This is a genomic window from Roseimicrobium sp. ORNL1 (assembly GCF_011044495.1).
In the GTDB taxonomy this organism is placed as follows: Bacteria; Verrucomicrobiota; Verrucomicrobiia; order Verrucomicrobiales; family Verrucomicrobiaceae; genus Roseimicrobium.
In genome coordinates this window covers 6,883,838-6,905,812 of the sequence record NZ_CP049143.1, presented here as the reverse complement: position 1 = coordinate 6,905,812, position 21,975 = coordinate 6,883,838, and the positions used below count along the sequence as shown (strand labels likewise).

The window sequence follows — 21,975 nt, the reverse complement described above, 5'->3', positions numbered from 1 at the left end:
AAGGTGGAGCGGTGATTCTGAACGCTTCGGATGGGAAGCGCATTGCGCCGTGTTTCCGATTTCCAGTGAATGTTCTGGAAAAACCACGCGCCCATCTGGCATGCTCGCAGCCCAACGTTCCTCGCGAGTCCCTTCGCGAGCTTTTCTCATTCTCCCTTGAATGAGCCGCCCTCTGTCCGCCGACCGTTGCAGCCCACTACCAATCCCATGACACATCCACTTCGCATTCTTCTGTGTGCCTTTGTCTCTCTCAGCATGGCGTCCTCCCACGCCGCTCCTCCGGCAGGATTTGATCCGAGTTTGACCTACAGCACGCCGCCACTCACCGGAGACGACATCAAGGAGATGCTCGAGCTTCGGGCCAGCAAGCACCGGGTGGACTTCGACAAGCCAAAAAACGTGAAGGTGGTTATTGAAGTCCTTGATCAGGGTGAGCCCACCGAAATCGAACTGCCGGGCCCGTGCAAGTATGTCACCGTCATGCTGTATCAGCCCGACAAAGAGCGGGAGTCAGGTCTGACCAAAATGTATTACTGGCTCGACACCGAACGTGGCGGGCACCACAGCAGTTTCCACTTTGACGCCTCACGCGCCACTCACTCCCGTTCCGGTATTCTGGACGGCACCCTCACCATCAAAGCCTCCTACAACAGCCAGTTCACGGACAAGCCGACATACCAGATCAAGGTCATCGCGAAAGACGCCTAGGGACTGGTCACGGCGCTACCCGCTGGAACGGCACCCAGTCCGGACCTTCACTGGGAAGACTTCCCTTCCGCAGTTGTCATCCCCACCAAGGGCGGTATCTTCCCGGCCCTCCGGAGTCCCCTTCCGCTCTTCAGTACGTAAGTCCCGTCAGATCATGCCCCGCGTCCACATCCGTACCTATGGCTGCCAGATGAACGAGCGCGACTCCGAGCAGGTGTCGCAGATGTTCGTGGAGCGTGGCTATACCATGACGGCCCAGGAGGCCGAGGCGGATGTGATCCTCATCAACACCTGCTCTGTGCGTGATCAGGCGGAGCAGAAGGCGCTGGGGAAGATGGGCATGATGAACAAGTACCGTGAGGAGCGTCCGCAGCTCGTCACCGGGTTTATGGGCTGCATGGCCCAGAGCCGCGGCTCCGAGCTCATTACCACCTCCAAGGTGGACCTCGTGGTCGGCACGCAGAAGTACCACCGCGTGGTGGAGTATGTGGAGCAGATCATTCGCGGCCGCGAGGAACGCCAGATGGATGACGCGCGCTTCTCCATTGTCGATACCGAGGAGGAGCAGGCCTCGCAAAATGCCATCCGCGATCACGAGCTGAAGGAGCACCAGGCCTCCGCCTTCGTGAGCATCATGCAGGGCTGCAACATGAAATGCACCTTCTGCATCGTGCCGTACACGCGCGGTGGCGAGCGTGGCAGGCCCATCGCGGACATCGTGGAGGAAGTGCGCCGCCTCGCCGCGCGTGGCGTGAAGGAAGTCACGCTGCTGGGACAGATCGTGAATCTCTACGGTCGCCACGAGTTCCCCATGAAGGACGGCAAGAGCCCCTTCGTGCAGCTCCTGGAGGCCGTGCATGAGGTGGATGGCATTGAGCGCATCCGCTTCACCAGCCCGCATCCCATCGGTTACAAGGCGGACCTCATCAATGCCTTCACCTACCTGCCGAAGCTGGCCGAGCACGTGCACCTTCCCATGCAGAGCGGCAGCAATGCCATCCTGAAGAAGATGCACCGCCCGTATTCCGCGGAGAAGTTTGAAGAGCTGGTGGCCAGGATCCGCGCCGCGCGCCCCGGCATCGCCGTGACCACGGACATCATCGTGGGCTTTCCCGGCGAGACGGATGAGCACTACGCCGAGACCCGTGCCCTGTGCGACCGCCTCGAGTTCGAGAACGCTTTCATCTTCCGCTACAGCAAGCGGCGCGGCACTCCCGCTGCCGAGATGGAAGACGCTCTGCAACTCCCCGAGCGTGTGAAGGAGGAGAGGAATCAGGATCTCCTGGCCCTCATCAACAAGCACGCCCAGGCGAAGTATGTGCCGCTGGTGGGCACGAATGTGGAAATCCTCTGCGAAGGCCCCAGCAAGACCAATGCCGCCCGCCTCACCGGCCGCACGCGCACGAACAAGATCGTGGTCTTCGAGGGGAACCCGGACCGCCACATCGGTCAGATTTTTGACGTCCACATCACGGAGTTTCAGGGATTCACCTTGTACGGTGATCCGGCCCTGACGGTGTAGCGTTACGCACGTCCCGTGAACCACCCCAGCTCCATCCAGTCCGCAAACCACTGCTGGATCTGTGAGGCGGCATCTTCCGGGGTGAAATCACTCCCAGTGAAAGCCCTGGCGCAGGCCTGCTCCACAGGTATGCCCTGGTGTATCAGGGTGAGCAGCACGTGGGCCTCGGGCGTTACGCGCTTGTAGTACACGGTGTTCTGCAAGCGGTGCACTACAAGATGCACGGGTGCAGGCGCACGCTTGGCCACGATGCGCAACGCGCGGCTGCGGCGGGGCGCGGAGGTCATGGCATTGCTGGCGGTGGAGCCGGCCGCTTTCTGCGAGCGGCGGCGGAGACGCAGCAGGAGTTGCTCAGCCTCATATTCCAGGGTGAGCAGGGTGATGTAGGATTGCAGGCCGAGGCGCAACTCGTGTGGTGGAGTGCGGGCCAGTTTCTGCGTATCTGGCACAGGGTCGGCAGGCTCATCGAAGGCCAGGCATCGTGCCCATTCCAAGCGGGCCATGTCGAGCGCCAGAGTGGTATGCGGTGCGGTGAGCTGTGGATGCGCCACGAGGAACGCGGGCAGGTCCCGGCCCAGGTTTCGCATGGTCCAGGAGTTGGAGCCACAGGTTTCAATGTATGCCACCGAGAGCGCCTCGAATTTCTTTGGGCCGATCACGGCTGCCACGCCGCTGAAGTCCTCCGCGAAACCCTCCAGCACACGCCACCAGTACTGTTGATTGTAGATCTCCAACCGCTCGAAGGAGGTGAGTCGGTCGTTTGGTTTGACGAAGAGCTCTGCATAGCGCGCCATGTCCGAGCCATCCACCCAGGTCTGTTGCATGCCATTTTGATGCAGCGCTCGTGTGACAGCGCCGAACATCATGCGTTGCGCCTCCGCCGCATTGCGGGGAGCCTTCGCAGTAGGTGCAGTTTTCACCTTGCTAGGCAGCGCGGACTTTGGCATGCGTCTTGGGGAGAAATTGAGTGGCCTTCAGGGCTTCGGCATGTACTTCATCGAAGCTGGGAATCTTGTCATCCCATTCCAGCAGCGTGGCTGTGGGGCCGCAGAGCTTGATGGCCTCCGCATAGATATTCCACACAGGCTGGATCACGGGGTGATCATGTGTGTCCAGGATGTGCGTGGGGTGCTTTGTGTGGCCTGCAATATGGATCTGTGCCACGCGATGGTGCGGCACGTTGTTGAGGTAGTCCATCGGGTCGAAGGCATGGTTCACGCTGGAGACATAGATGTTGTTTACATCCAGCAGGATGCCGCAGTCCGCAGCCTCCACCACTTCGCTCAGAAATTCCCACTCCGTCATCTCGCTGATGTGGAATTCCACGTAGCTGCTGAGGTTTTCCACGGCCACGGGGCGCTCGCAGTAGTCCTGCACCTCGCGGATTTTCGCGGCCGTCTTCTTCACGGCGTCCCAGGTGTAGGGCATGGGCAGCAGGTCGTGGGAGTAGCGCCCATTCACACTACCCCAACAGAGATGGTCGGAGAGCCAGGGGGTATTCGTGCGCTTGCAGAGCGTCTTGAGCTTCTTCAGATGATCGCGATTGGGCCGCTCGGGGTTGCCGAAGTACATCGAGACGCCGTGCTGCACCACGCGGTATTGCTCCAGCAGGCGGTCGAGAACGGCCATGGGGCGGCCACCGCCGAGCATGTAGTTCTCTGAAATAATCTCGAACCAGTCCACCACCGGCTTCTGCTCGAAAATATGGCGGTAGTGGGGGATGCGCAGGCCAATGCCCACACCGTATTCGGTGTTTCCATTGAAGCGGGAGGCGGGCATGAAGCGCGAGAGCGGGGGTGAAAATGAACGGTGGAGAGGAATGCGCCGGAGCCTGTCGGGTGCCAGGCTCCGGCGGTCGGGTATTTCAGCGTAGGCTGAAGTACGGCCTATTTGTGAACGGGCTTGCCGTCCTTGATGGCGCAGCCGCCCTTGCCCTTGCAGGTGTTCTTGCCGGCGCATCCCTTGTCACCGCTCTTGCAGCCGCCCTGGCCCTTGCATTCATTCTGGCCCTTGCAGGCGTGATCCTTCGGCGCAGCGAGCGTGTCCGCGCTACCCGCCTTGGCGATGGAGATGCCAGTTCCAGTGGTGGAGGCAGCTTGGGCAGTGAATCCACCTGCCAGGAGTCCGGTCATCGCCGCACCGGCGAGCAGTGATTTGGTCAGCTTCGTAGACTTCATGATGGTTTATCCAGGTTGTGTTAGCGTTTTGATCTGGTCCCCCGAAGCGGAAGTGCCTTGGTGGACACGTGCCTGATTCGGCGCAGCCGGTACTGCTGGATTCAGAATCTCTCTGAGGAAAAATTGAGAAACCGCCCTCCCCCAGGTTCTGGAGCGTTTCTCAAGGGTGTCTTCTCCTTTGGCAAGAGGGCGTTTCTGGCGGAAATGCACGCGTCCGACCCCTATGTGTTTTTTCGAAGCTTCTACAGGTGGATGTTCCACCGGCGCTTCGATGGCGAAGGATGACCCGTGAAGGCGACTGGCCTTGTCGCAGGCGTGCTTTTTTTGGGAGATATCTGGTTGGCCCCGCGCCTTATTCGAGAATCACGGGATAGAATTCAAGCTTCAGCTTCCGACCGAGGCTCCATTCTCGGAATGCCTTGGAGACAATGATGCGCGGCTTCACAAGGAAATTCTCCGTGCCAGTGTAAAAGCGCCCGGGCGCACCGCCGAAGCGCTTGGATGTCGCGGCAAAGTCAAAACCTCCCATTGCTTGAACCTCGTTCGCAGGGAAACGCAGCAGTTCCGGAAAGTAAAAATCGTCTATGAAGCACCCGGTTTCGCGCACCCGTTCCGGTTGATAGTCGTTGCCATCCTCGCCTACGATTCGATTCAAGAGTGCTGGCATATGGGTGTCTGGCAGCAGTTGCCAGTAGGGCTCGGGCAGTGGCTTTCCGTCTTTGCTCACTATTTCCCGGAAGCCGAGTCCTTTGAAGCCTGCTTTCTCCAACTCCTTTCGGAAGGTATCTGTGCATCCCATTGCTGGAGTAGTGCCGATACTGCCGACGGGCTGCTTTTTTAGTGATCCCCGCTCCAGATACATCTGGGTAGTGGATTTATGGTTTCCACCATCGCCCAGTTCATTCTGCGGCATGAGCATGTAGAATGCCGCCTCGCTGATGTCCTCCTTATCAAACGTCCTCAAGCCTTGGACGAAGAACTGGGTCTTGTCGCCCAAACTGGGAGTGGGATGGCGTTTCGCTTGCGGTTTCAGGCCCTGTTGGCGCAGAAACGTCACTATCTCCTCCAGCACCGGATCGCCTTCCTCCAAGTGTACGCTCATGGATCTTGTGCCTAGGGCGAAACATTGGGGCCAGCGAGATTTGCATTCCGCGTAGGCTGGTGGCGCCAGGCTTTTGCCCTCACTGCCAACCCTTTCATCTGACTCAATGATGACAAATTTGACGAAGTGCTTCATGCAAGAGGACGAATGGATTGCACGAAGTGCTACCATTGCAGGACACGCGGGGGCAAGACACATTTTTTCCCGCCCCTCTCTCGCGGTGCTCTTTCCCCTTGCAAGGAGCCGCATCCGGCGGGATGGCAGACGACTCGACGCACCTCCTCCATGAATCCCCAAGAGTTCTACGACTGGATCTTCCATCAACGCTCCGATGGCGAAGGGTTGTCGCTGAAGACCGCCGGACTCATCGTGGGAGTACTTCTGGTGCTGGGTCATCTCTGGGCCTATCTGAAGGCGGAGCAGGCCATGGCCATGGCGAAGAACTTCCCGCGCAACCGCGCTTGGGGCATTGCCCTCCTCGCCATCGGCACGGTGTGGAGCTACTTCCTCGTCTCGTACATGGACATGGGTGAGTTCTTCACCTGGCGTCGCTGGCTGGTGATGCTGCTGCCTCTCACCTTTGTGCTGGTGGTGGTGTATGTGCCGGAGTTTCTGGCCGTGCGCGCCCTCGGGGCCCTGCTGCTGCTGGCTGCCTCGCCGGTATTGCACGCCGCCTTCCTCCAGCCTTCCTCCAGCCGTCTATTGATGCCCATTCTCGCCTATGTGTGGGTCTTGGGTGGCATGTTCCTGGTGGGCATGCCCTACCTGCTGCGGGATGGCATCAGTTGGGCCACGGCAAACGCCGGCCGTTGGAGGATGGCCTCCGCTGGCGGTGTCGCCTATGGCATTCTCACGCTCGTCGCGGCGGTGAGCGCCTGGTAGGGTTCGGTAAAAGGGCCTTGTAGCAGGGGAAGGAGAACCGCCGCACCGCCATGGCCACTGCTGCCCGTCCCCGTGTGCTGGTGATTCGCGGCGGGGCGATTGGTGACTTCATCCTGACGCTCCCGGCCATCCGCCTGCTGCGGGAGAGCATTCCCAATGCCCACATTGAGGTGCTGGGGTACAAGCCAATCATCGAGCTCGCCCTCGCGGCGGGTGTGGCGGATGAGACCCGAAGCCTGGAGCACGCCAGCATGGCCCGGCTCTTCGCTCCGAAGGCACCCGCTGAAGGCCAGTTGGCGGACTATTTTCGGAGTTTCAACCTCATCATCAGCTACTTGTACGACCCGGATGGCTATTTTCGGGAGAACATGGAGCGCATGGGGGTGAAGACCTTCCTGGCCTGTCCGCATCGTGTGGAAGTGGGAAAAGGTCATGCCGCCGAGCAGCTTGCGAAGCCGCTGGAGAGCCTGGCCATGTATCTGGAGGACCCCGCGCCGCGCATTGCCGTGGCAGAGCCCCCTGCCACGCATCCGCTCCCGGACCGCCCCCTCGTGGCGCTGCACCCCGGGAGTGGTTCCTTGAAAAAGAACCTGCCGGTGGAGCACTGGATCGCCGCAGGGCGGGCCCTTAGCACGGCATTTCCCCTGGTGCGCCTCGCGTTGATCACGGGAGAGGCGGAGCACGAGCGTGGCATCACCGCGCGTCTGCGGGAGGGCTGGCAGGGGCTGGACTACATCCACTGGGACCAGCTTCCCCTCACCACCCTGGCCGGGCATTTCTGCGGCACGGCGGCGTTCCTCGGGCATGACAGCGGTATCTCCCACCTCGCCGCCGCGTGCGGGGTACCGTGCTTGCTCTTCTTTGGCCCCACGGACCCGCTCACCTGGGCACCGCGCAATGCGGGAGTGCAGGTGGTGAGTCCCCCAGAGGGAACGCTGGAGGACTGGCCTGTGGACCGCGCGCTGGCGGAGATGCGCCGATTCTTGCAAGGTCTGCGCCTCGGCACTGAAAAGTGACGCCGCCGCTTGTGGGCTGGGCAGGTTGAGCTACGATTGCGTCACACTCACATGTCCGCCAACCCCAAGCCTTTCGAACGTTTCCGCACATTCCTCATGTTCGGCGCGCCCGGCAGTGGAAAGGGCACGCAGGGGAAGGTGCTCGGCACCATCCCGCGTTTCCATCACATGGCCTGCGGCGACGTCTTCCGCTCGCTGGATACCCGCACCTCGCTGGGCCAGGAGTTTGTGGCCTTCTCCAGCCGCGGCCAGCTCGTGCCGGATGAGACCACTGTGAAGCTCTGGCGCGCAAACATTCACGACCGTGTCACCACGCACAATTTCAAGCCGGATATCGACTTCCTGGTGCTGGACGGCATCCCGCGCAACGTGGAGCAGGCGAAGTTCATGGAGCAGGATATTGACGTGGTGCAGGTCTTCCACCTGAGCTGCCCGGACCGCTCCGAGCTCACCCGCCGTCTCCGCAAGCGCGCGCTGAAGGAGAACCGCTTCGATGACGCCAACGAGGAAGTCATCGCCAAGCGCATCCGCACCTACGAGGAGGAGAGCAAGCCCATTCTCGACTACTACAGCAGCGGCAAGTACACCGGACGCAATATGGTGGCGGAAGTCGATGCCAGCCAGCCGCCTGCGAAGGTGGTGCTGGATGTGCTCTCCCGCATCATGCAGCTCGACGTGTGGAAGGAACGCGAGAAGGTGCGCGTGTAGAGCATTCTACCGCGTCGCACTTCGCTCACGTTTCGATCATCGACTTCATCCGCTACCCGCTCTCTTCCCCACGGCAGGACTCCACATGCTGCGCATCGCATTTCTCGGCACGGGCGACATCGGCCTGCCCTCGCTGGAGGCCTTGCTTTCCAAGAACGGGCATGACCACGAGGTTGTAGCCGTCATCACCCAGCCGGACAAACCGGTGGGCCGCAAGCAGGTGCTCACCCCACCCGAGGTGAAGGTGCGCGCGCTCGCGGCCGGCGTGCCTGTGCTGCAGCCGGAGCGCATCCGGAACGAGGTGGAAAAACTGAAGGAGCTGCGAGCGGATGTCTTCGTGGTCATTGCTTACGGGCAGATTCTGCCGCGCACGGTTTTGGAAATCCCGCGCCTGGGGTGTTTGAATGTCCACGCGTCCCTGCTCCCGCGACATCGCGGAGCCTCGCCCATCCAGGCGGCCATTCGCGAGGGCGATGCGGAGACGGGCGTCACCATCATGTGGATGGATGAAGGTCTCGACACGGGCGATATCCTCCTGCCTGTCCCCATCACCATCGAACCCACGGATACCGGTGGCGTGCTGCATGACAAACTGGCTGCCCTCGCTCCAGAGGGCCTGCTACGTGCCCTGAGCATGGTGGAAGAAGGCACTGCGCCGCGCATCAAGCAAGACGACGCCCTCTCCACGCACTCGCGAAAGTTGGAGCGTGCGCATGGCAAGCTGGATTGGTCCCAGCCTGCGAAGGAGCTCGAACTGCTCATCCGCGCGTACAATCCGTGGCCGGGGACCTATTGCCTGGTCCCGGCTCGTAGCGGCCCGGAGAATGCCGAAGCTGCTCCTGCCGTTCCTGCCCTCCAGCTCAAGGTGCATCAGGCCACGGTGGTCCCAGACGCAGAGGCATGTCCCACGCCCGGCACTATCCTTCGCGCTGATACCCAACTCCTTGTCTCGTGTGGTCAGGGCGTGCTGGATCTCACCGAGGTGCAGCTCGAAGGCCGCAAGCGCATGAGTGCCCGTGATTTCCTCCAAGGCAGCGCCGTGGAGGTAGGGATGGTGTTGGGATAGTGCAGCCGTGCGGAGCTTCTTCCCACATCTGGTTTCTACCGCCTCCATCCCCCTTGCCGTTTCCAGCCCTTTCCAGTACCCTCTACGGGAAATGACTACCCTTCGTCCACGCCGCCTTGTCTCGCTGACCACCCTGTTCGCGATGGTCGTCCCCGGCGTCGCCCTCCTGGCCTTCACTTCCGCTCATGCCCAGCGCATTACCGGCCCGAGTGTGAATGCGCGGACGGTGCTCCATCCTGACGACACCAAGACCGAGTCCACCAAGGACCCTGTTAAGCGTCAGCAGACGGAAAAAATCTTCGACTCACGCGGTGTCGTCATTGCGGAAAAGGTTTTCTTGCTCAATCAAAACGGCGACCCCACTCAGGGCGCCATCTATGATGGCCGGGGGGGGCTCATCGCGCGTGTCATCTTCTATTTCGATGACCTCGGCCGCGTGGTGGAGGAACGGTGTGTGAACACCAAGAATGAAATCTTCCGCCGTGTCATCCGCCAGTACGACAAGAGTGGTCGTGCCATGCCGCCGCAGGCCTTCGACTACAAGGTGAATGCACCGAACATGAGCGTGGCCAAGATTAACTTCACCAACATGCCGGCTCTGCCCCCCAAGGACGGCACGCGCAACGATGTCCCACAACAACCCGGCCAGGCACCGCAGATCGAATCCGCCGCCCCCGGGATGCGTATGAATTCCAACGGCGGCATCAGCGTGCAGCCCCAATTCAATCCTCCTCCCCAGGGTGGTCAGCCCCAGAGGCAACCCACGGCTCCTCCAGCGGCTCCTGCCGAGAAGAAGAGCCGCTGGTTCTGGCAGAAGAAGTGAGTGGTGAAGGCGAAGAAGGTTGCGGTGGTTGAGCTGTGGTTTGCCATCGCCGAGCGGTGGATGGTTTTCCGACCCATCAACCGAATGCAAACACGCTACTTCAGCGGATAGGACGAAAGCCCACTAAAACCTGTAGCCCAAGCCAAGACCGCCTTCCCAGGAGGACACGTCAATTTTCACGCGGACCGGGCCGGCGGAGGCATGCGCGGTATCCACCCAGCGGTAGGTACCGTGAGCTTCGGCGAACCAGCGGCCATCCTTGCTGAGGTCGTACTGGAGCGTCAGCCCGGTGAAAACTCCCATCTTCACATCGGCATCGCTATCCTGCCAGGACTGGCGAGAAACCAACGAGCCGCTGGAGCGGTACCACCGGCTCTCAGCGCTCAGATCGTAGTCGATGACAGCCAACAGTCCGCCGAGTTCCGCGAGAACGGTCAGGTCGCCGAATCTCCGGCCTACTTTCACACCGAAGGGGATTTCATTGAGATGCACATCCAGGGAGCCGCCGGTGACGGCGTAGTAGCTGGCATAGAGCCTGTTCGTGACCCTGTCCGTCTGGCGAGGGCCGCGGATGCCTATGGGAAAAGGAGTCAGCGAGTTATAAAGCTGCGCATCATAGATCACCATCCCGCTGGCATTGGGGAAGCCAGGAGGGGTTATCCCACCAAAGGCGGGGTTGGAGAAATCGATGCCTTCATAGGAGTACGTGTGCCGCACGTCGCGCTGGAAGACGGATTGTCTGGCCACGGTGCGCTGACCGGAGGAGTGGCTGGTCTCCACGTAACTCCAGCCCACGAACGCATCCACGATGAGGGAGGGGCTATCGACCAGGCGCCTGCTGAATTCCAGATAGGGGCCCACGCCTACGTCGCTGTCGCTCACGTCCACGCTGGTCGATTGCAGCGAGCTGGAATAGGAATACGAGTGGGAGTAGAAATCAAAGGTGCTGAGTGGTAGGCTGGTGAAAGCGCTCCTGCCCTCGCTGTAACTGTTGCCTCCTTGCGTGAGGCCGAGTCCGCTGCGCAGGCCTGCCCCAGGCAACAATGCGGCACTGGCATCCGGTCCCACGCTCCCATTGTCATAGCGTCTGGTGGCGCCTCCCGAAAACAGTCCGATGTCGCCAGCCCCTCGCGGCAATCCCAATCCCCGCAAGTTCAACGCAGGGGCGGAGAGGTGAAAGTCCGCATCGATGCTCCGCACAGTGACACCTGCCGAAAACGACCACGGATAGGTCGGTGCCGCGAAGGTGACAGGCGGGTTCTTCTCCAACGTCGTGGGGCTTCCGGCCTGAAGTGGCTGCAGGGCCAGCATGGCTGGCAACGCAAGGAGCAACGATGGCAGGGAGAAGGAGCGGGATTGGCGAGCAGGTTGTATCATGAGCGGATGTGGGGAACGTGCCTAACCGGACGAATGCCCATTCAGGCGAGGCGTTAACTCTCTCGAGGAGGCCTCCCACAGCGGGCAACATTGGACCGATTTGATATCCTCAATGATTTTAACGACAAAATCCAATAGTCGACATGTTGCATAACAACTGCAATGGCATTCTGTCGAATGATATAAGGTATGGCATGGAGATCGTGCGGTCGGACACGCGATCATCAGCCGACGCAAGAGACCTTCGACTCGCGTGGAGTGGTCATTGCGGGAAAGGTTCCCGCTGACCCGGCAGAAAAAGCAGTGGTATCAGGCATCGGTCACTTCGCACGACCACTCGCGGCCAACCACCGGAGAAGGAGAGTCCTCTCGCCCGCCGGTAAGGTTTGACCGGTCGCACCGGCGGGCGGAGGATGTCCTTGGGTGTCGGCACACAGGTCAAAAAGGGCGTGTGCCGACCATGGGAAATCGCTGCTGCTGTGAGCGGACGAGCTCTTAAATTCCCTGAGAATGATATCAGCAGAGATCGATTTTTTAGTTTGGCGGCTAAAGGTTTAGTAAAACCTGGCCATGTGGAATGTTGCAGCAATCCGTCAGCGCTCTCTCAAACCCCATGCTGAATGCGGTGCCAATGACATCACACTATCTTATACCATACTATACCAGCATCGCTCCCACATCCGCACTGCCCACCAGCTTCGCATAACGATGCAGATACCCGCGTGGGACGTCCTTCATCTTTTGCATTCCCATCGGGGGTGATTGCTCCCAGGTAGCTTTCCGTTTCGTAAGCTCCGCATCATCTACACACAGCGTGAGCTTGCGCGCGGGGATATCGATTTCAATGAGGTCGCCCGGCTGTACCAGTGCGATGGGTCCACCAGCAGCCGCTTCCGGAGACACGTGGCCGATCGAGCCACCACGCGTGGCGCCGGAGAAACGGCCATCCGTGATGAGCGCCACGGATTCGCCAAGACCGCGACCGGCGATGGAGGCAGTGGGGGAAAGCATCTCCTGCATGCCGGGACCACCCTTGGGGCCCTCGTAGCGAATGATGACCACATCTCCGGCCTTCACCTGGCCGGTGAGGATGCCGGTGGTGGCGGACTCCTGCGATTCAAAAATCACGGCTGGCCCGCGGAACTGCATCATGGAGGGCGCGACGCCGGCGGCCTTCACCACGGAGCCATTCGGAGCGAGATTGCCAAAGAGGATGGCCAGACCACCACGCTCGGAGTATGCGCGGTCGAGCGGACGAATCACTTCCGCATCCTGCACCTGCGCATGGGAGATATTTTCCCCAAGCGTCTTCCCGGTGACGGTGAGACACTCTTCATGAATCGCGCCTGGTTTTTCGCAGAGTGTCTTCAGGATGGCAGACACGCCGCCGGCGCGATGGATGTCCGACATGTAGTGGATGCCGCTGGGCGCGACCTTGCACAGGTGCGGAATGCGGTCGCTCACTTCATTGAAGTCCTGCATGCTCAGCGGCACTCCGGCTTCGCGGGCGATGGCCAGGGTGTGCAGCACGGTGTTCGATGAGCCGCCCATGGCCATGTCCAGCGTGAGTGCATTTTCAAACGCCTCACGTGTGAGGATGTGTGAGGGGCGCAGGTCACGCCGCACGAGTTCCACGATCGCGCGTCCGGCTTCGGCAAAGAGGTAATCCCGTGCCGGGTCGGTGGCGAGGATGGAGCCATTCCCCGGAAGCGCGAGCCCGAGAGCCTCGCACAGGCAGTTCATGGAGTTTGCGGTGAACATGCCGGAGCACGAGCCGCATGTGGGGCATGCATTCCGCTCAATGTCGTTGAGCTGGCTCTCGCTGATGCGTTGTGCCGCATGCGCGCCCACCGCCTCGAACACGGAGGAGAGATCCAGCGCACGGCCCGTCACCGGATCGCGACCGGTCTGCATAGGGCCTCCGGAGACGAATACCGCTGGAATATCCACACGCGCCACGGCCATCATCATACCGGGCGTGATCTTGTCGCAGTTCGGAATGCACACCACGCCATCGAAGCAGTGGGCACGCAGCATGGTCTCCACGCTGTCCGCGATGATCTCGCGAGAGGCCAGGGAGTACTTCATGCCCGTGTGGCCCATGGCGATGCCGTCATCCACGCCGATGGTGTTGAACTCAAACGGCACGCCACCTGCGGCGCGCACCGCCTCGCGCACCTTCCGCCCCACCACATCCAGATGCGCATGGCCGGGGATGATTTGCACGAAGGAGTTTGCTATCGCGATGAAGGGCTTGTTCCAATCCTCTTCGGATTGAATCGCACCCGTGGCACGAAGCAGGGAACGGTGGGGTGCCCGGCGCGGGCCGGACTTGATGATGTCGCTGAGCATGGTGAGTAGGAGGTTAGGCCTCCGGCCTGACAGTGGGCGATAGGCCTCTGGCCTGTCGGATCAGTCGGGTGGGAAGAGCACCTCATACTGCTCCTAGCCAGACCATCTCAAAACTACCACTTTTGTCCGTTCGTGATACCATTCTGGTATGGACTACACCCTGCGCGAACTGGAGTGCTTCACCGCCGTGGCGGAGGAGCTGTCGTTCACCCGCGCGGCACGTCGCTTGCATCTAGCCCAGCCGCCCCTCTCACGGCACATCCGTGTGCTGGAGGAGAAGATGGGCGTGCGCCTCTTCGAGCGAGACCAGCATGGGGTTTCCCTCACAACTGCCGGAGGCCTCTTTTATGAAGAAACGCGCGGCATCCTCCCACAGCTCTCCCGCGCAGGGGAAGCCGTGCGCCGTGCCGCGCGTGGTGAGACTGCACGCCTGCGTCTGGGCTTCGTGAGTGCCGTGCTCAGTGCGGAACTGGTGGAGACCTTTCGCAAGTTCCGCGCCGCCCATGCGCAGGTGCAGGTGATGCTGCATGACAGCCCACCTGCTGAGCAGCTTCAAGCTATCACTGAAGGTCGACTCGACGGTGGCTTCGTGGGCTTGATGCCAGAAGACCATCCCGCCGGGGTAAAGTTCGTCCCGTGGCGGAAGGAGCCGCTGCTGTGCTTCCTGCCAGCTGGACATCCATTGGCGAAGGTGAAGACGAACGCGAAGCATGTCGCGCAAAAGAAATACCACATCGCCCTCGCAGACCTCGCGCGTGAGTCCTTCATCGCCGTGAGCGCCGGAGCAGCACCCGCCTTTGCCACGCATGTGCACAGCTTGTGTCGCGAGGCAGGCTTCCGACCGCGCATTGTGCTGGAGTCACCGCGTGCTCAAGCCGTGGCCGTGATGGTGGCCGCAGGTTCCGGTGTGGCCTTGCTGCCGGAGAGCTTGGCACACTTGATGGGCAAAGCAGTGTCCGCTTTGCCGCTGAAGGAATTACCCGAAATCACTCATGTCTTTGCCCACGGCCCCGGCAGGATGAGCGGCGCGATGCGGGAGTTCCTGGATTTGCTGACTGCGGATGGATGCTGATAGTGACGGCATCCATGTGACACGTGCAGCGGTCTCAATTGATGCCCAGGATTATACTGAGACTCGTCCACGACATAAGCGCCAACCCAGCAAGAAGCAGTAAAAACACCTTCTTGCTTTGCTTCCGCTGAGGTTCGGGAGTGCTCTTCCGGGCCCAGGCATAACCATGGACAATCATGCCGATGATGACCAACACGGCACAGAAGGCGTAGACGTAGAGAGTAACTTGATCAGCTTGTTGTGCGCGAGACATGAGGTGGGAAATGGAACCGCTAGGCTTTTAAGGGGCGATTGCCAAAGCATTTATCTTCGTTATTCATACCGACCCCTCTACCTCATCACAGCGGCGACAACAGCTCCTTGATATCCTCATGCGTGAGCTTCAAGGACTCTGTGCTGCCCGTGAGCAAGCCGGTGATCAGCGCACTCTTCCGCCGTTGCATCTCCACAATGCGCTCTTCAATCGTGCCCTGACAGATGAGCTTGTGCACGAACACCGGTCGCGTCTGCCCGATACGATGCGCGCGGTCTGTGGCTTGCGCTTCGGCAGCGGGATTCCACCACGGATCATAATGAATCACCGTGTCTGCCGTGGTGAGGTTCAAGCCAACACCACCGGCCTTCAGCGAAATGAGGAAGAGCGGCACCTTGCCCTCTTGAAACTCGCGCACGGGCTTCTCTCGATCCGCGGTGCTGCCGGTGAGCTTCACAAAGCGCAGTCCCTTTTCCACGAACTGCTGCTCCAGCAGTTCCAGCATCTGTGTGAACTGGGAGAAGATAAGGATGCGTCGGCCTTCCTCCAGCAGCTCGGGCAGCAACTCCTCCATGAGGAACTCCGTCTTGGCAGAGGTCTCAACCTTCTTCGCGCTCTCCGTCTTCAGCAGATGCGGGTGGCAGCAGACCTGGCGAAGTTTCAGCAGGGCATCCAGTACGATGAGATGGCTGCGCTCCACTCCCTGGGCGTCGATGGCTTCCTTCACCGTCTTGTGCACGGCGGCGCGGATGGTCTCGTAGAGATCCGCCTGCGTCTTGTCGAGCTCGATGGTGTTGAGGATTTCCGTCTTGGGTGGCAGGTCCTTGGCCACGGCGTCCTTCGTACGGCGCAGCATGACCGGCTGCAGACGCGCGGAGAGGCGCTGCTGCGCATTGGCGCATTGCTTCTTTTCAATCGGATTCCGGAAGAAAGCGCGGAAGGCATCCTGCTCACCGAGGAAGCCGGGCATGAGGAAGTGGAAGAGACTCCACAGCTCCCCGAGGTGGTTCTCCATCGGCGTGCCTGTGAGGCAGAGACGATGCCTCGCATTCAGCGAACGTGCGGCCTGGGCGGCCTTCGCCCTTGCGTTCTTGATGCCGTGCGCCTCATCCAGCACGGCTACATGCCATTCGTAGGTTTGCAGCTTCTCAATGTCTCGTATCAGCAATGGATAGGAGGTGATGACCACATGCTGCTGGCGGATGTACGGGAAGCGTTCGCGACGATTCTCTCCATGCAGAATCATCACGCGCAACGCAGGCGCGAATTTCTTGATCTCAGACGCCCAGTTCCGCAGCACACTCGTGGGTGCGAGGATGAGGCTGGGCCGGTCTGCGCGGCCGGACTCCACCTCCGTGCAGAGATGCGAGATGGTCTGCACGGTCTTCCCCAGACCCATGTCATCGGCAAGGATGCCATGCAGGCCGTACTCGCGGAGGAATTGCAGCCAGCGGAGGCCCTCCTGCTGATACGGGCGCAGCGTAGCGCGTAGTCCCGAAGGCAGCTCCACCTGGGGTAGCTCGGTGAAGGACGCGAGCTTTTCTCCCAGCGCGCTGAGCTCCTTGGGCATCTGCAGCGCCATGCCCTGCTGCATGCCGAGTTGTGCTGCACGCAGGCGATCCACCATGAGTTTACCCTTCTTCTTCGCCCCGGGCGTGAAGAGTTCATGCAGGATGGTGAGGATGGGCAGCAGACGATGGCCCGGCAGGGAAATGAGTCGCTCGCCCAGCTCCGGCACCACGAAGAGGAAGGGCGCATCCGGACTTTCTGTCACCTCCTGCACGGTGAGCCCCTGCTGCACCGCCTCTGCGAGAATGGGGATCAGCGACACGCGACGCCCCTCAATCTCCACGCCCATCTCCAGCGAGTAGATCATGCCCTGCGCGCCCTCGGTGCTGAGCTCGGTGACCCAGTGATGATCCTGCAACGGGATCACATCGAAGCCGAAGTCATTTGAGGCCTCGATGCGCCAGCCACACTTCTCCAACTGCGGCGCATCCTTCTGGCGGAAGGTCTTCCAAAATTCCAGCTCATGACCCTGAAGGACCGCGAGGTGGTTCAACGGCGCGCTCGTGAGCACGCCCGGGTGCGCCTCCATGAAGGGGAGCAGGCCCAGGAACATGATCTCACGCAGGAGAGCTCGCTCTGCATCCAGGTCACGCGGCATGCGGTGCTTCACGTCATCTGCCGTGTGCCACACATGCTCCGGTGAGCGCACCAGGATGGAGAGCCTGTCCGGACAGCCGGGATAGATCACCATCGGGTCTGCCACAGGGAGGCGCAGTGGCTTCGCGGACTTTGCATCCTTGCCTGGCAAAGATGCGTCGATACGACGCAGCAGCAGCAGCGGCTTTGGCGCGGCTTTGGCGTGTTGTTCAACACGGACCGGCTTCGCGGCCGGTGCGTCGGCGGCCTTCGGCTCAGGCGGAGGAGGCGGGGGTGGCTTCGTCACGCGCTCCTCGATCTCGGGCTGATGCTGCCTGTCACTCGCGTGCGCCACGAGCGCCGCGGCATGTTTGCAAAGCGTGCCTGCGGGGCACAGGCAACGACTCAGGATGGTGACTCGCTTCTGCTCCTGCCAGCGTAGCGTCACCGTGGTCTCATACAGCGTGAGCCGTGTATCCGTGACGTGCGCAGTAATCTCCAGGTCGCGGCCATCGACCAGCTCAGCATTCCGCACCCGCACGCGGCCGGCCTTCGCAAGCTGGGTGCCTTCCACCGCATTGCGGCCGAAGGTCCACATCCATTCTTTCGAATGCAGATGCTGCCAGACTGTTGCGAAATCCATGGGGGACAGGTTCTTTAAGTGAAAAGCGTGAAGTGAAAAGCGATAAGGGCGAGTGACTTGAAGGTTTCGGGTGTTCTGCACGGGCTTGGCAAGGTGTTCTTGGGCACGCAAAGACACGCATCCCTCGTCGGGAGGGCGATCTCCTTAAAGGAAGGAATGCGGATTTGAACCCCCTCCGCACGACGCATCATGAGGCTTTTTGAAATCGTGGAATCCGGCATCATGACCGGTGTACTCTGCGCTACGATGGTCCTGCTGAGCGCTTGTAAGCCAGCTGAGCCGCCGCGTACGCGGGAAGAGATGCCAACGTCAGGATATTCCACGGGAAGCAGCAGCGACAAGACCATGGACCACAACGGCGAGGTCTCTGGCAACTCGGATCCCGCACGGCGTGAGTAGCATTGCATGCATGCGAGGGAGCACATTGCCTAGTGCATGCTCACCCGGTGAGGCGTATCCTCATGCAAGGATTAACAGCAGCGCTAGATCATGCCATCCATCCGTCGTCGTACATCATTCCCCGCCGTGCTGGCTGCTGCGGTGGGCGCGTGTGTTCTTGCCGTGACCGTGAGCACTACACTCTCAGGCATGCCGCCACCCGCCAAAGGTGGTTCGGGCGATCTCATCGGCACGCGCGCTCCGGAGTGGCGTCTGGATGGATGGCTGAACTCCAAACCGCTGAAGCTCGCCGACCTGCGTGGCAAGGTGGTGCTGGTGCGCTGGTGGACTGCTCCTGAATGTCCCCACTGTGCGGCCACCGCCCCGGTGCTGAATGAATTTCACAAGGAGTATGCCGACAAGGGGCTCGTGATCGTGGGTGTGTACCACCACAAGAGTCGCACACCGCTCAAGGATTCAGACGTGGCGGCGCATGCCCAACGTCTGGGTTTCCAGTTCCCCGTGGCGATTGATCGCGAGTGGACCACGTTGAAGCAGTGGTGGCTCGAGACCGGTGACCGTCCCTGGACCAGTGTGAGCTTCCTCATTGATAGGCAGGGTGTGATACGCCACATCCACGAAGGCGGTCGGTACGAGAAGGGCAGCGATGACGCGAAGCTGATGGAGGAGAAGATCAAGGCATTGCTGGGCGAGGGGTGAGTCGCTTTGCTGTATCCATCCGGAAAGAAAAAGCCTCCACCGTTTCCAGTGGAGGCTTCTAGAAGAAGATTTCAGCGCTCGTCGCTTACTTGATTTCGCCGTGGTAGCCGGCCCTGTTCAGCGCGGTGAGGAGATCCTTCACGTTGAAGTCACCTTCCACGGTGAAGGTCTTCGCTCCCTTGGTGGCGGTGTGACCGGTGGCGCCGGGAACTTCCTTGATGGCATTGGCGATGCCGGTCACGCACTTGCCACAGCAGAGGTGGGTGCCGCTCACGGTGGCGGACTTCACCTTCTTGTCAGCGATCTTCTGCTCGGGAGCGCCCACGCCGTAGTAGCCAGCGGCGAGGAGGGCTTCGACGGCCTTGTCGGCGCCAGACTTGGTCTTGGCGGTGATGGTGGCCTTGTCGTCTTCGACGACAGCGGTGACGTCTTTGACGCTCGTAAGCGCCTTGGTGATGCCCTTTTCGCAGGAGCCGCAGCAGTTGTGCAGGCCAGTCAGGGTAACGGTGGTCTCAGCGCGGGCGGTCAGGCCCATGGCGAGGACGATGGCGGTGGTAAGCAGAGTGATGGATTTCATGTGGAGAGGGAGGATAGACGCAGATTTTCCGCCTGTCTTTTCAAGATCGTGGGGAAAACGTGACGGAAAGGGACAAAGGGAAACAGGCGTGATGTCTCTTGCTCTTGCAAACATCCATCCGAGAGGTCTTGTTTCAGCCCTGAGTTCTGGCCTTGTATCATGGTTCCATCGTCCCGATTCGTTTCCTTCTGGGCTTGTCCGCCCATCTTTTTCGGCATGCTGGTTGGTGCCATCTACCTCACACGTCCGGAGAAGTGGTCGACGTTGCAGGAACTGCTTCTGGCTCTTTTGCTCTATCCCGCGGGTATCCTGCATTCGATTCCAGTCCGGGAGTTCAGCGAGACGCTGCTGATTTTTGCCTATGCGGTTCATCTAACCTTTTTTGTTCTGTTTTTTGCGATAAGGGTCCTCCCGCGAGCCTGCCTGATCTGGGGGATCTACGCCCTCTATCTGGCACTGACCACTTTGGGCTGGAGAGATTTTCTTAAGCAGCTTTGAAGCCGTCACTCCACGGACTCTATCGCTTATCCCACCCCGCATTCGGCTTCGCCCACAGGATGCGTGCCGCATAGATCCGGTCATCCGCGCCATAGGCGTTGGACTTGGGGATGATGTAGTTCGGGCCGTGGGTTTGCATCCAGTCGGAATCGGTCACCCAGGTCTCATTCTCATTCACCTCGGTGATGCCGAAGTTGCCAAAGCGTGAGCCATTCTCGGGCAGGATGATGCGCTCGGTATCGCGGCGCACCACCAGCTTGTCTGTATCCACCTGTGCCATGAAGAGCGGGGCGCGATTGCGCATGATGTGGTCATTGTACGCGCCACGACGGGTGTACACGAGGTAGAGCGCGTCATCGTGATTCACCCAATGGGCTTGCGTGTTGTAAGTGCCGAGTTCGCTGCCATCTTCCCAGGTCCATTTCTTGATGGGACCAAAGGTCTGGCCATCCTCGCTCATGCTCACATAGCCGGCGGTGTCATTGCGAAGGGTGAGGTAATATTTTCCCTTCCACCGCGTGAGGGAGGGTTCATACACACCGCGTCCAGATTCCAGCGTGAGTTCATTGCTCTGGCTCACATACTTCAACGTCTTGCCATCGAAGGAACAACGAAGCACCGTGACGCGGTAGTACTTGTCACCTTTGGCTTGGAAGTAGATGGGCAGCAGGATGTCACCGTTCTCAAGATCCACACGCTGCACGCAGCCTGCTCCGCTGTTGTAGAACTTGTCCTCAGCAGGCATGTCCAGCATGGCCCATGGCGTCCATGTGCGGCTCTTATCGTCGTACACGGAGAAGCTGGTTTCACGCTTGCGCTGGTGCATGACCTTGTTGTTTTCGTAGCGCACCGTGTGGCCGATGCCCAGTAGCTTGCCGGACTTCGCATGCCACTTGGGCCAGAAGTCACAGGTGGCCACCACGATGCCATTTTCCTCATTGCGACGCCCAAGCTCGGCGAGATGCTCTTTCGGCGCGGTCCATGTCTTGCCGAGGTCATCGGAGCGCATGTCGTTCAGTGCGTAGAAGACATCGCTGCCCGTGAGGAGCAATCGCTGCATGGTGAAGACCACGGAGTTCGGATTGCCCGGGATGATCCCGGCACGCGGGTGCACCCAGCACATTTTGCCGTCGTAGCCCTGTGTGAGCACATCCACCTTTACGCGATAAGGCACATCACTCTGCCACGCCTGGTGCTCTTCGGCGAGGCGTTGGGTCAGCGGCAGCAGCACCTGGGTGATGCGCTGCGCCAGAATCTCCTGTCCGAGTGGATTCGGGTGACAGCCATCCGTGGTCCAGTCCTGCAGCACCTGCTTGAGCTTCGTCGCCATGAATCCCCAGTGACCGAAGTGATCCACCAGTGGTGTCTCGGTCTCGCGCGCCACCTTGCGGCACAGCTCCATGTATTGGGCCAGCCGCACGTTCCCATCTTCATCCACGCCGTTCTTCTGATTTTTCTCGCCGAACATCGGTTCCGTCATGAGCACGGGTTGGATGTTCGCAGCCTTCAGGCGTGCTACCAGTTCGCGCAGGTTTGCCTCGTACTTGTCGAGCGGAAGGCGACTCTCCGTCTTCCCCTTGTCCACCCATCCATCGTTCGTGCCGTACATGATGGTCGCGAGATGCGGCTTCTGCGAAATGACGGCTTTGTCCAATCGAAGCAGGGCTTGGTCGGTCCGCTCGCCGCCGATGCCCACGTTCTGCACCTCGACATTCACGCCCTGTGCGCGGAGCTGCATTTGCACCAGAGCGGCGAAGCTCTGCTCTGCCGTCACCCCGGGCCGTACCGCCTTGGTGATGGAATCACCCAGGGTGATGATGCGAATCGTTTCCTGTGCTGCAGCGTCAACAGCGAAGATGCAGGTGAGGAGATAGCCGCAAAAAGACGCAAAAGTCGCAAAGGGATTTCGCTTCATAGGTTCATGCGCTGCCGCGGGGATGTTCCCTGTACGGATGG

At 60.5% G+C, this 21,975-nt stretch carries 20 protein-coding genes; 11 read left to right on the top strand and 9 right to left on the bottom strand.

Annotation, left to right across the window (positions count from 1 at the left end; all coding sequences use genetic code 11):
* The first annotated feature begins 255 nt into the window (after nt 1-255).
* Both G5S37_RS27755 and miaB read left to right on the top strand, forming a co-directional pair.
* Nucleotides 256-708: a hypothetical protein gene (locus G5S37_RS27755; RefSeq protein WP_165208815.1), complete on the top strand. Its 453-nt coding sequence runs from the start codon at nt 256-258 to the stop codon at nt 706-708.
* A 154-nt stretch (nt 709-862) separates the two neighbouring features.
* Nucleotides 863-2,230: a tRNA (N6-isopentenyl adenosine(37)-C2)-methylthiotransferase MiaB gene (gene miaB, locus G5S37_RS27750; RefSeq protein ID WP_165208813.1), complete on the top strand. Its 1,368-nt coding sequence runs from the start codon at nt 863-865 to the stop codon at nt 2,228-2,230.
* A 2-nt stretch (nt 2,231-2,232) separates the two neighbouring features.
* On the opposite strand, the gene G5S37_RS27745 is transcribed toward miaB, so the two are convergent.
* The 4 genes from G5S37_RS27745 to G5S37_RS27730 form a co-directional block, all read right to left on the bottom strand.
* A complete protein-coding gene (locus G5S37_RS27745; protein WP_206026177.1) occupies nt 2,233-3,150 on the bottom strand; it encodes a putative DNA-binding domain-containing protein in 918 nt (305 codons plus the stop codon).
* 4 nt (nt 3,151-3,154) lie between these two features.
* Nucleotides 3,155-4,009, bottom strand: a complete 855-nt coding sequence (locus G5S37_RS27740; RefSeq protein ID WP_165208811.1) for a DUF692 domain-containing protein — start codon at nt 4,007-4,009, stop codon at nt 3,155-3,157.
* Between the two features lie 107 nt (nt 4,010-4,116).
* Nucleotides 4,117-4,407 (bottom strand): hypothetical protein, encoded by a 291-nt coding sequence (locus G5S37_RS27735; RefSeq protein WP_165208809.1) that lies wholly within the window; start codon nt 4,405-4,407, stop codon nt 4,117-4,119.
* Between the two features lie 352 nt (nt 4,408-4,759).
* Nucleotides 4,760-5,644, bottom strand: coding sequence for a hypothetical protein (locus G5S37_RS27730; protein ID WP_165208807.1), 885 nt, complete (start codon nt 5,642-5,644; stop codon nt 4,760-4,762).
* Nucleotides 5,645-5,794: 150 nt separating this feature from the next.
* On the opposite strand from G5S37_RS27730, the gene G5S37_RS27725 reads away from it, so the two are divergent.
* The 5 genes from G5S37_RS27725 to G5S37_RS27705 all read left to right on the top strand — a co-directional run bounded on the left by G5S37_RS27725 (nt 5,795) and on the right by G5S37_RS27705 (nt 10,004).
* Nucleotides 5,795-6,391, top strand: coding sequence for a hypothetical protein (locus G5S37_RS27725; RefSeq protein ID WP_165208805.1), 597 nt, complete (start codon nt 5,795-5,797; stop codon nt 6,389-6,391).
* Nucleotides 6,392-6,441: 50 nt separating this feature from the next.
* The gene (locus G5S37_RS27720; RefSeq protein WP_165208803.1) at nt 6,442-7,407 is read left to right on the top strand and encodes a glycosyltransferase family 9 protein; all 966 of its coding nucleotides are present in this window, start codon (nt 6,442-6,444) and stop codon (nt 7,405-7,407) included.
* A 51-nt stretch (nt 7,408-7,458) separates the two neighbouring features.
* Entirely contained in the window at nt 7,459-8,115 is a 657-nt protein-coding gene (locus G5S37_RS27715) for a nucleoside monophosphate kinase (RefSeq protein ID WP_165208801.1), read from the top strand.
* 85 nt (nt 8,116-8,200) lie between these two features.
* Nucleotides 8,201-9,181 (top strand): methionyl-tRNA formyltransferase, encoded by a 981-nt coding sequence (gene fmt, locus G5S37_RS27710; RefSeq protein WP_165208799.1) that lies wholly within the window; start codon nt 8,201-8,203, stop codon nt 9,179-9,181.
* 91 nt (nt 9,182-9,272) lie between these two features.
* The gene (locus tag G5S37_RS27705; RefSeq protein WP_165208797.1) at nt 9,273-10,004 is read left to right on the top strand and encodes a hypothetical protein; all 732 of its coding nucleotides are present in this window, start codon (nt 9,273-9,275) and stop codon (nt 10,002-10,004) included.
* A 123-nt stretch (nt 10,005-10,127) separates the two neighbouring features.
* On the opposite strand, the gene G5S37_RS27700 is transcribed toward G5S37_RS27705, so the two are convergent.
* Both G5S37_RS27700 and ilvD read right to left on the bottom strand, forming a co-directional pair.
* The gene (locus G5S37_RS27700) at nt 10,128-11,381 is read right to left on the bottom strand and encodes a hypothetical protein (protein ID WP_165208795.1); all 1,254 of its coding nucleotides are present in this window, start codon (nt 11,379-11,381) and stop codon (nt 10,128-10,130) included.
* A gap of 657 nt (nt 11,382-12,038) precedes the next feature.
* Nucleotides 12,039-13,733, bottom strand: a complete 1,695-nt coding sequence (gene ilvD / locus G5S37_RS27695; RefSeq protein WP_165208793.1) for a dihydroxy-acid dehydratase — start codon at nt 13,731-13,733, stop codon at nt 12,039-12,041.
* Nucleotides 13,734-13,881: 148 nt separating this feature from the next.
* Between ilvD and G5S37_RS27690 the strand changes: the two genes are divergently transcribed.
* Nucleotides 13,882-14,805, top strand: a complete 924-nt coding sequence (locus G5S37_RS27690) for a LysR substrate-binding domain-containing protein (RefSeq protein ID WP_165208791.1) — start codon at nt 13,882-13,884, stop codon at nt 14,803-14,805.
* A 338-nt stretch (nt 14,806-15,143) separates the two neighbouring features.
* Here G5S37_RS27690 and G5S37_RS27685 read toward each other — a convergent pair whose 3' ends face one another.
* Complete coding sequence (locus tag G5S37_RS27685) at nt 15,144-17,846, bottom strand: DEAD/DEAH box helicase (protein WP_165208789.1); 2,703 nt, start codon at nt 17,844-17,846, stop codon at nt 15,144-15,146.
* Nucleotides 17,847-18,035: 189 nt separating this feature from the next.
* Here G5S37_RS27685 and G5S37_RS27680 point away from each other — a divergent pair, with 189 nt between their 5' ends.
* Nucleotides 18,036-18,245: a hypothetical protein gene (locus G5S37_RS27680; protein WP_165208787.1), complete on the top strand. Its 210-nt coding sequence runs from the start codon at nt 18,036-18,038 to the stop codon at nt 18,243-18,245.
* Between the two features lie 90 nt (nt 18,246-18,335).
* Nucleotides 18,336-18,944, top strand: a complete 609-nt coding sequence (locus tag G5S37_RS27675; RefSeq protein ID WP_165208785.1) for a TlpA disulfide reductase family protein — start codon at nt 18,336-18,338, stop codon at nt 18,942-18,944.
* Between the two features lie 85 nt (nt 18,945-19,029).
* Here the strand turns inward: G5S37_RS27675 and G5S37_RS27670 are convergent, their stop codons facing one another.
* On the bottom strand, nt 19,030-19,521 hold the full coding sequence (locus tag G5S37_RS27670; protein ID WP_165208783.1) for a hypothetical protein: 492 nt from the start codon (nt 19,519-19,521) through the stop codon (nt 19,030-19,032).
* Nucleotides 19,522-19,680: 159 nt separating this feature from the next.
* Between G5S37_RS27670 and G5S37_RS27665 the strand changes: the two genes are divergently transcribed.
* Complete coding sequence (locus G5S37_RS27665) at nt 19,681-20,019, top strand: hypothetical protein (RefSeq protein ID WP_165208781.1); 339 nt, start codon at nt 19,681-19,683, stop codon at nt 20,017-20,019.
* Nucleotides 20,020-20,038: 19 nt separating this feature from the next.
* Here G5S37_RS27665 and G5S37_RS27660 read toward each other — a convergent pair whose 3' ends face one another.
* Nucleotides 20,039-21,934 (bottom strand): GDSL-type esterase/lipase family protein, encoded by a 1,896-nt coding sequence (locus G5S37_RS27660; RefSeq protein WP_165208779.1) that lies wholly within the window; start codon nt 21,932-21,934, stop codon nt 20,039-20,041.
* Between the last annotated feature and the right edge of the window lie 41 nt (nt 21,935-21,975).

Coding starts and splice junctions, on each gene's coding strand:
- G5S37_RS27755 (WP_165208815.1), top strand. CDS start 256: ATGGCGTCCTCCCACGCCGCTCCTCCGGCAGGATTTGATCCGAGTTTG.
- miaB (WP_165208813.1), top strand. CDS start 863: ATGCCCCGCGTCCACATCCGTACCTATGGCTGCCAGATGAACGAGCGC.
- G5S37_RS27740 (WP_165208811.1), bottom strand. CDS start 4,009: ATGCCCGCCTCCCGCTTCAATGGAAACACCGAATACGGTGTGGGCATT.
- G5S37_RS27735 (WP_165208809.1), bottom strand. CDS start 4,407: ATGAAGTCTACGAAGCTGACCAAATCACTGCTCGCCGGTGCGGCGATG.
- G5S37_RS27730 (WP_165208807.1), bottom strand. CDS start 5,644: ATGAAGCACTTCGTCAAATTTGTCATCATTGAGTCAGATGAAAGGGTT.
- G5S37_RS27725 (WP_165208805.1), top strand. CDS start 5,795: ATGAATCCCCAAGAGTTCTACGACTGGATCTTCCATCAACGCTCCGAT.
- G5S37_RS27720 (WP_165208803.1), top strand. CDS start 6,442: ATGGCCACTGCTGCCCGTCCCCGTGTGCTGGTGATTCGCGGCGGGGCG.
- G5S37_RS27715 (WP_165208801.1), top strand. CDS start 7,459: ATGTCCGCCAACCCCAAGCCTTTCGAACGTTTCCGCACATTCCTCATG.
- fmt (WP_165208799.1), top strand. CDS start 8,201: ATGCTGCGCATCGCATTTCTCGGCACGGGCGACATCGGCCTGCCCTCG.
- G5S37_RS27705 (WP_165208797.1), top strand. CDS start 9,273: ATGACTACCCTTCGTCCACGCCGCCTTGTCTCGCTGACCACCCTGTTC.
- G5S37_RS27700 (WP_165208795.1), bottom strand. CDS start 11,381: ATGATACAACCTGCTCGCCAATCCCGCTCCTTCTCCCTGCCATCGTTG.
- ilvD (WP_165208793.1), bottom strand. CDS start 13,733: ATGCTCAGCGACATCATCAAGTCCGGCCCGCGCCGGGCACCCCACCGT.
- G5S37_RS27690 (WP_165208791.1), top strand. CDS start 13,882: ATGGACTACACCCTGCGCGAACTGGAGTGCTTCACCGCCGTGGCGGAG.
- G5S37_RS27685 (WP_165208789.1), bottom strand. CDS start 17,846: ATGGATTTCGCAACAGTCTGGCAGCATCTGCATTCGAAAGAATGGATG.
- G5S37_RS27680 (WP_165208787.1), top strand. CDS start 18,036: ATGAGGCTTTTTGAAATCGTGGAATCCGGCATCATGACCGGTGTACTC.
- G5S37_RS27675 (WP_165208785.1), top strand. CDS start 18,336: ATGCCATCCATCCGTCGTCGTACATCATTCCCCGCCGTGCTGGCTGCT.
- G5S37_RS27670 (WP_165208783.1), bottom strand. CDS start 19,521: ATGAAATCCATCACTCTGCTTACCACCGCCATCGTCCTCGCCATGGGC.
- G5S37_RS27665 (WP_165208781.1), top strand. CDS start 19,681: ATGGTTCCATCGTCCCGATTCGTTTCCTTCTGGGCTTGTCCGCCCATC.
- G5S37_RS27660 (WP_165208779.1), bottom strand. CDS start 21,934: ATGAAGCGAAATCCCTTTGCGACTTTTGCGTCTTTTTGCGGCTATCTC.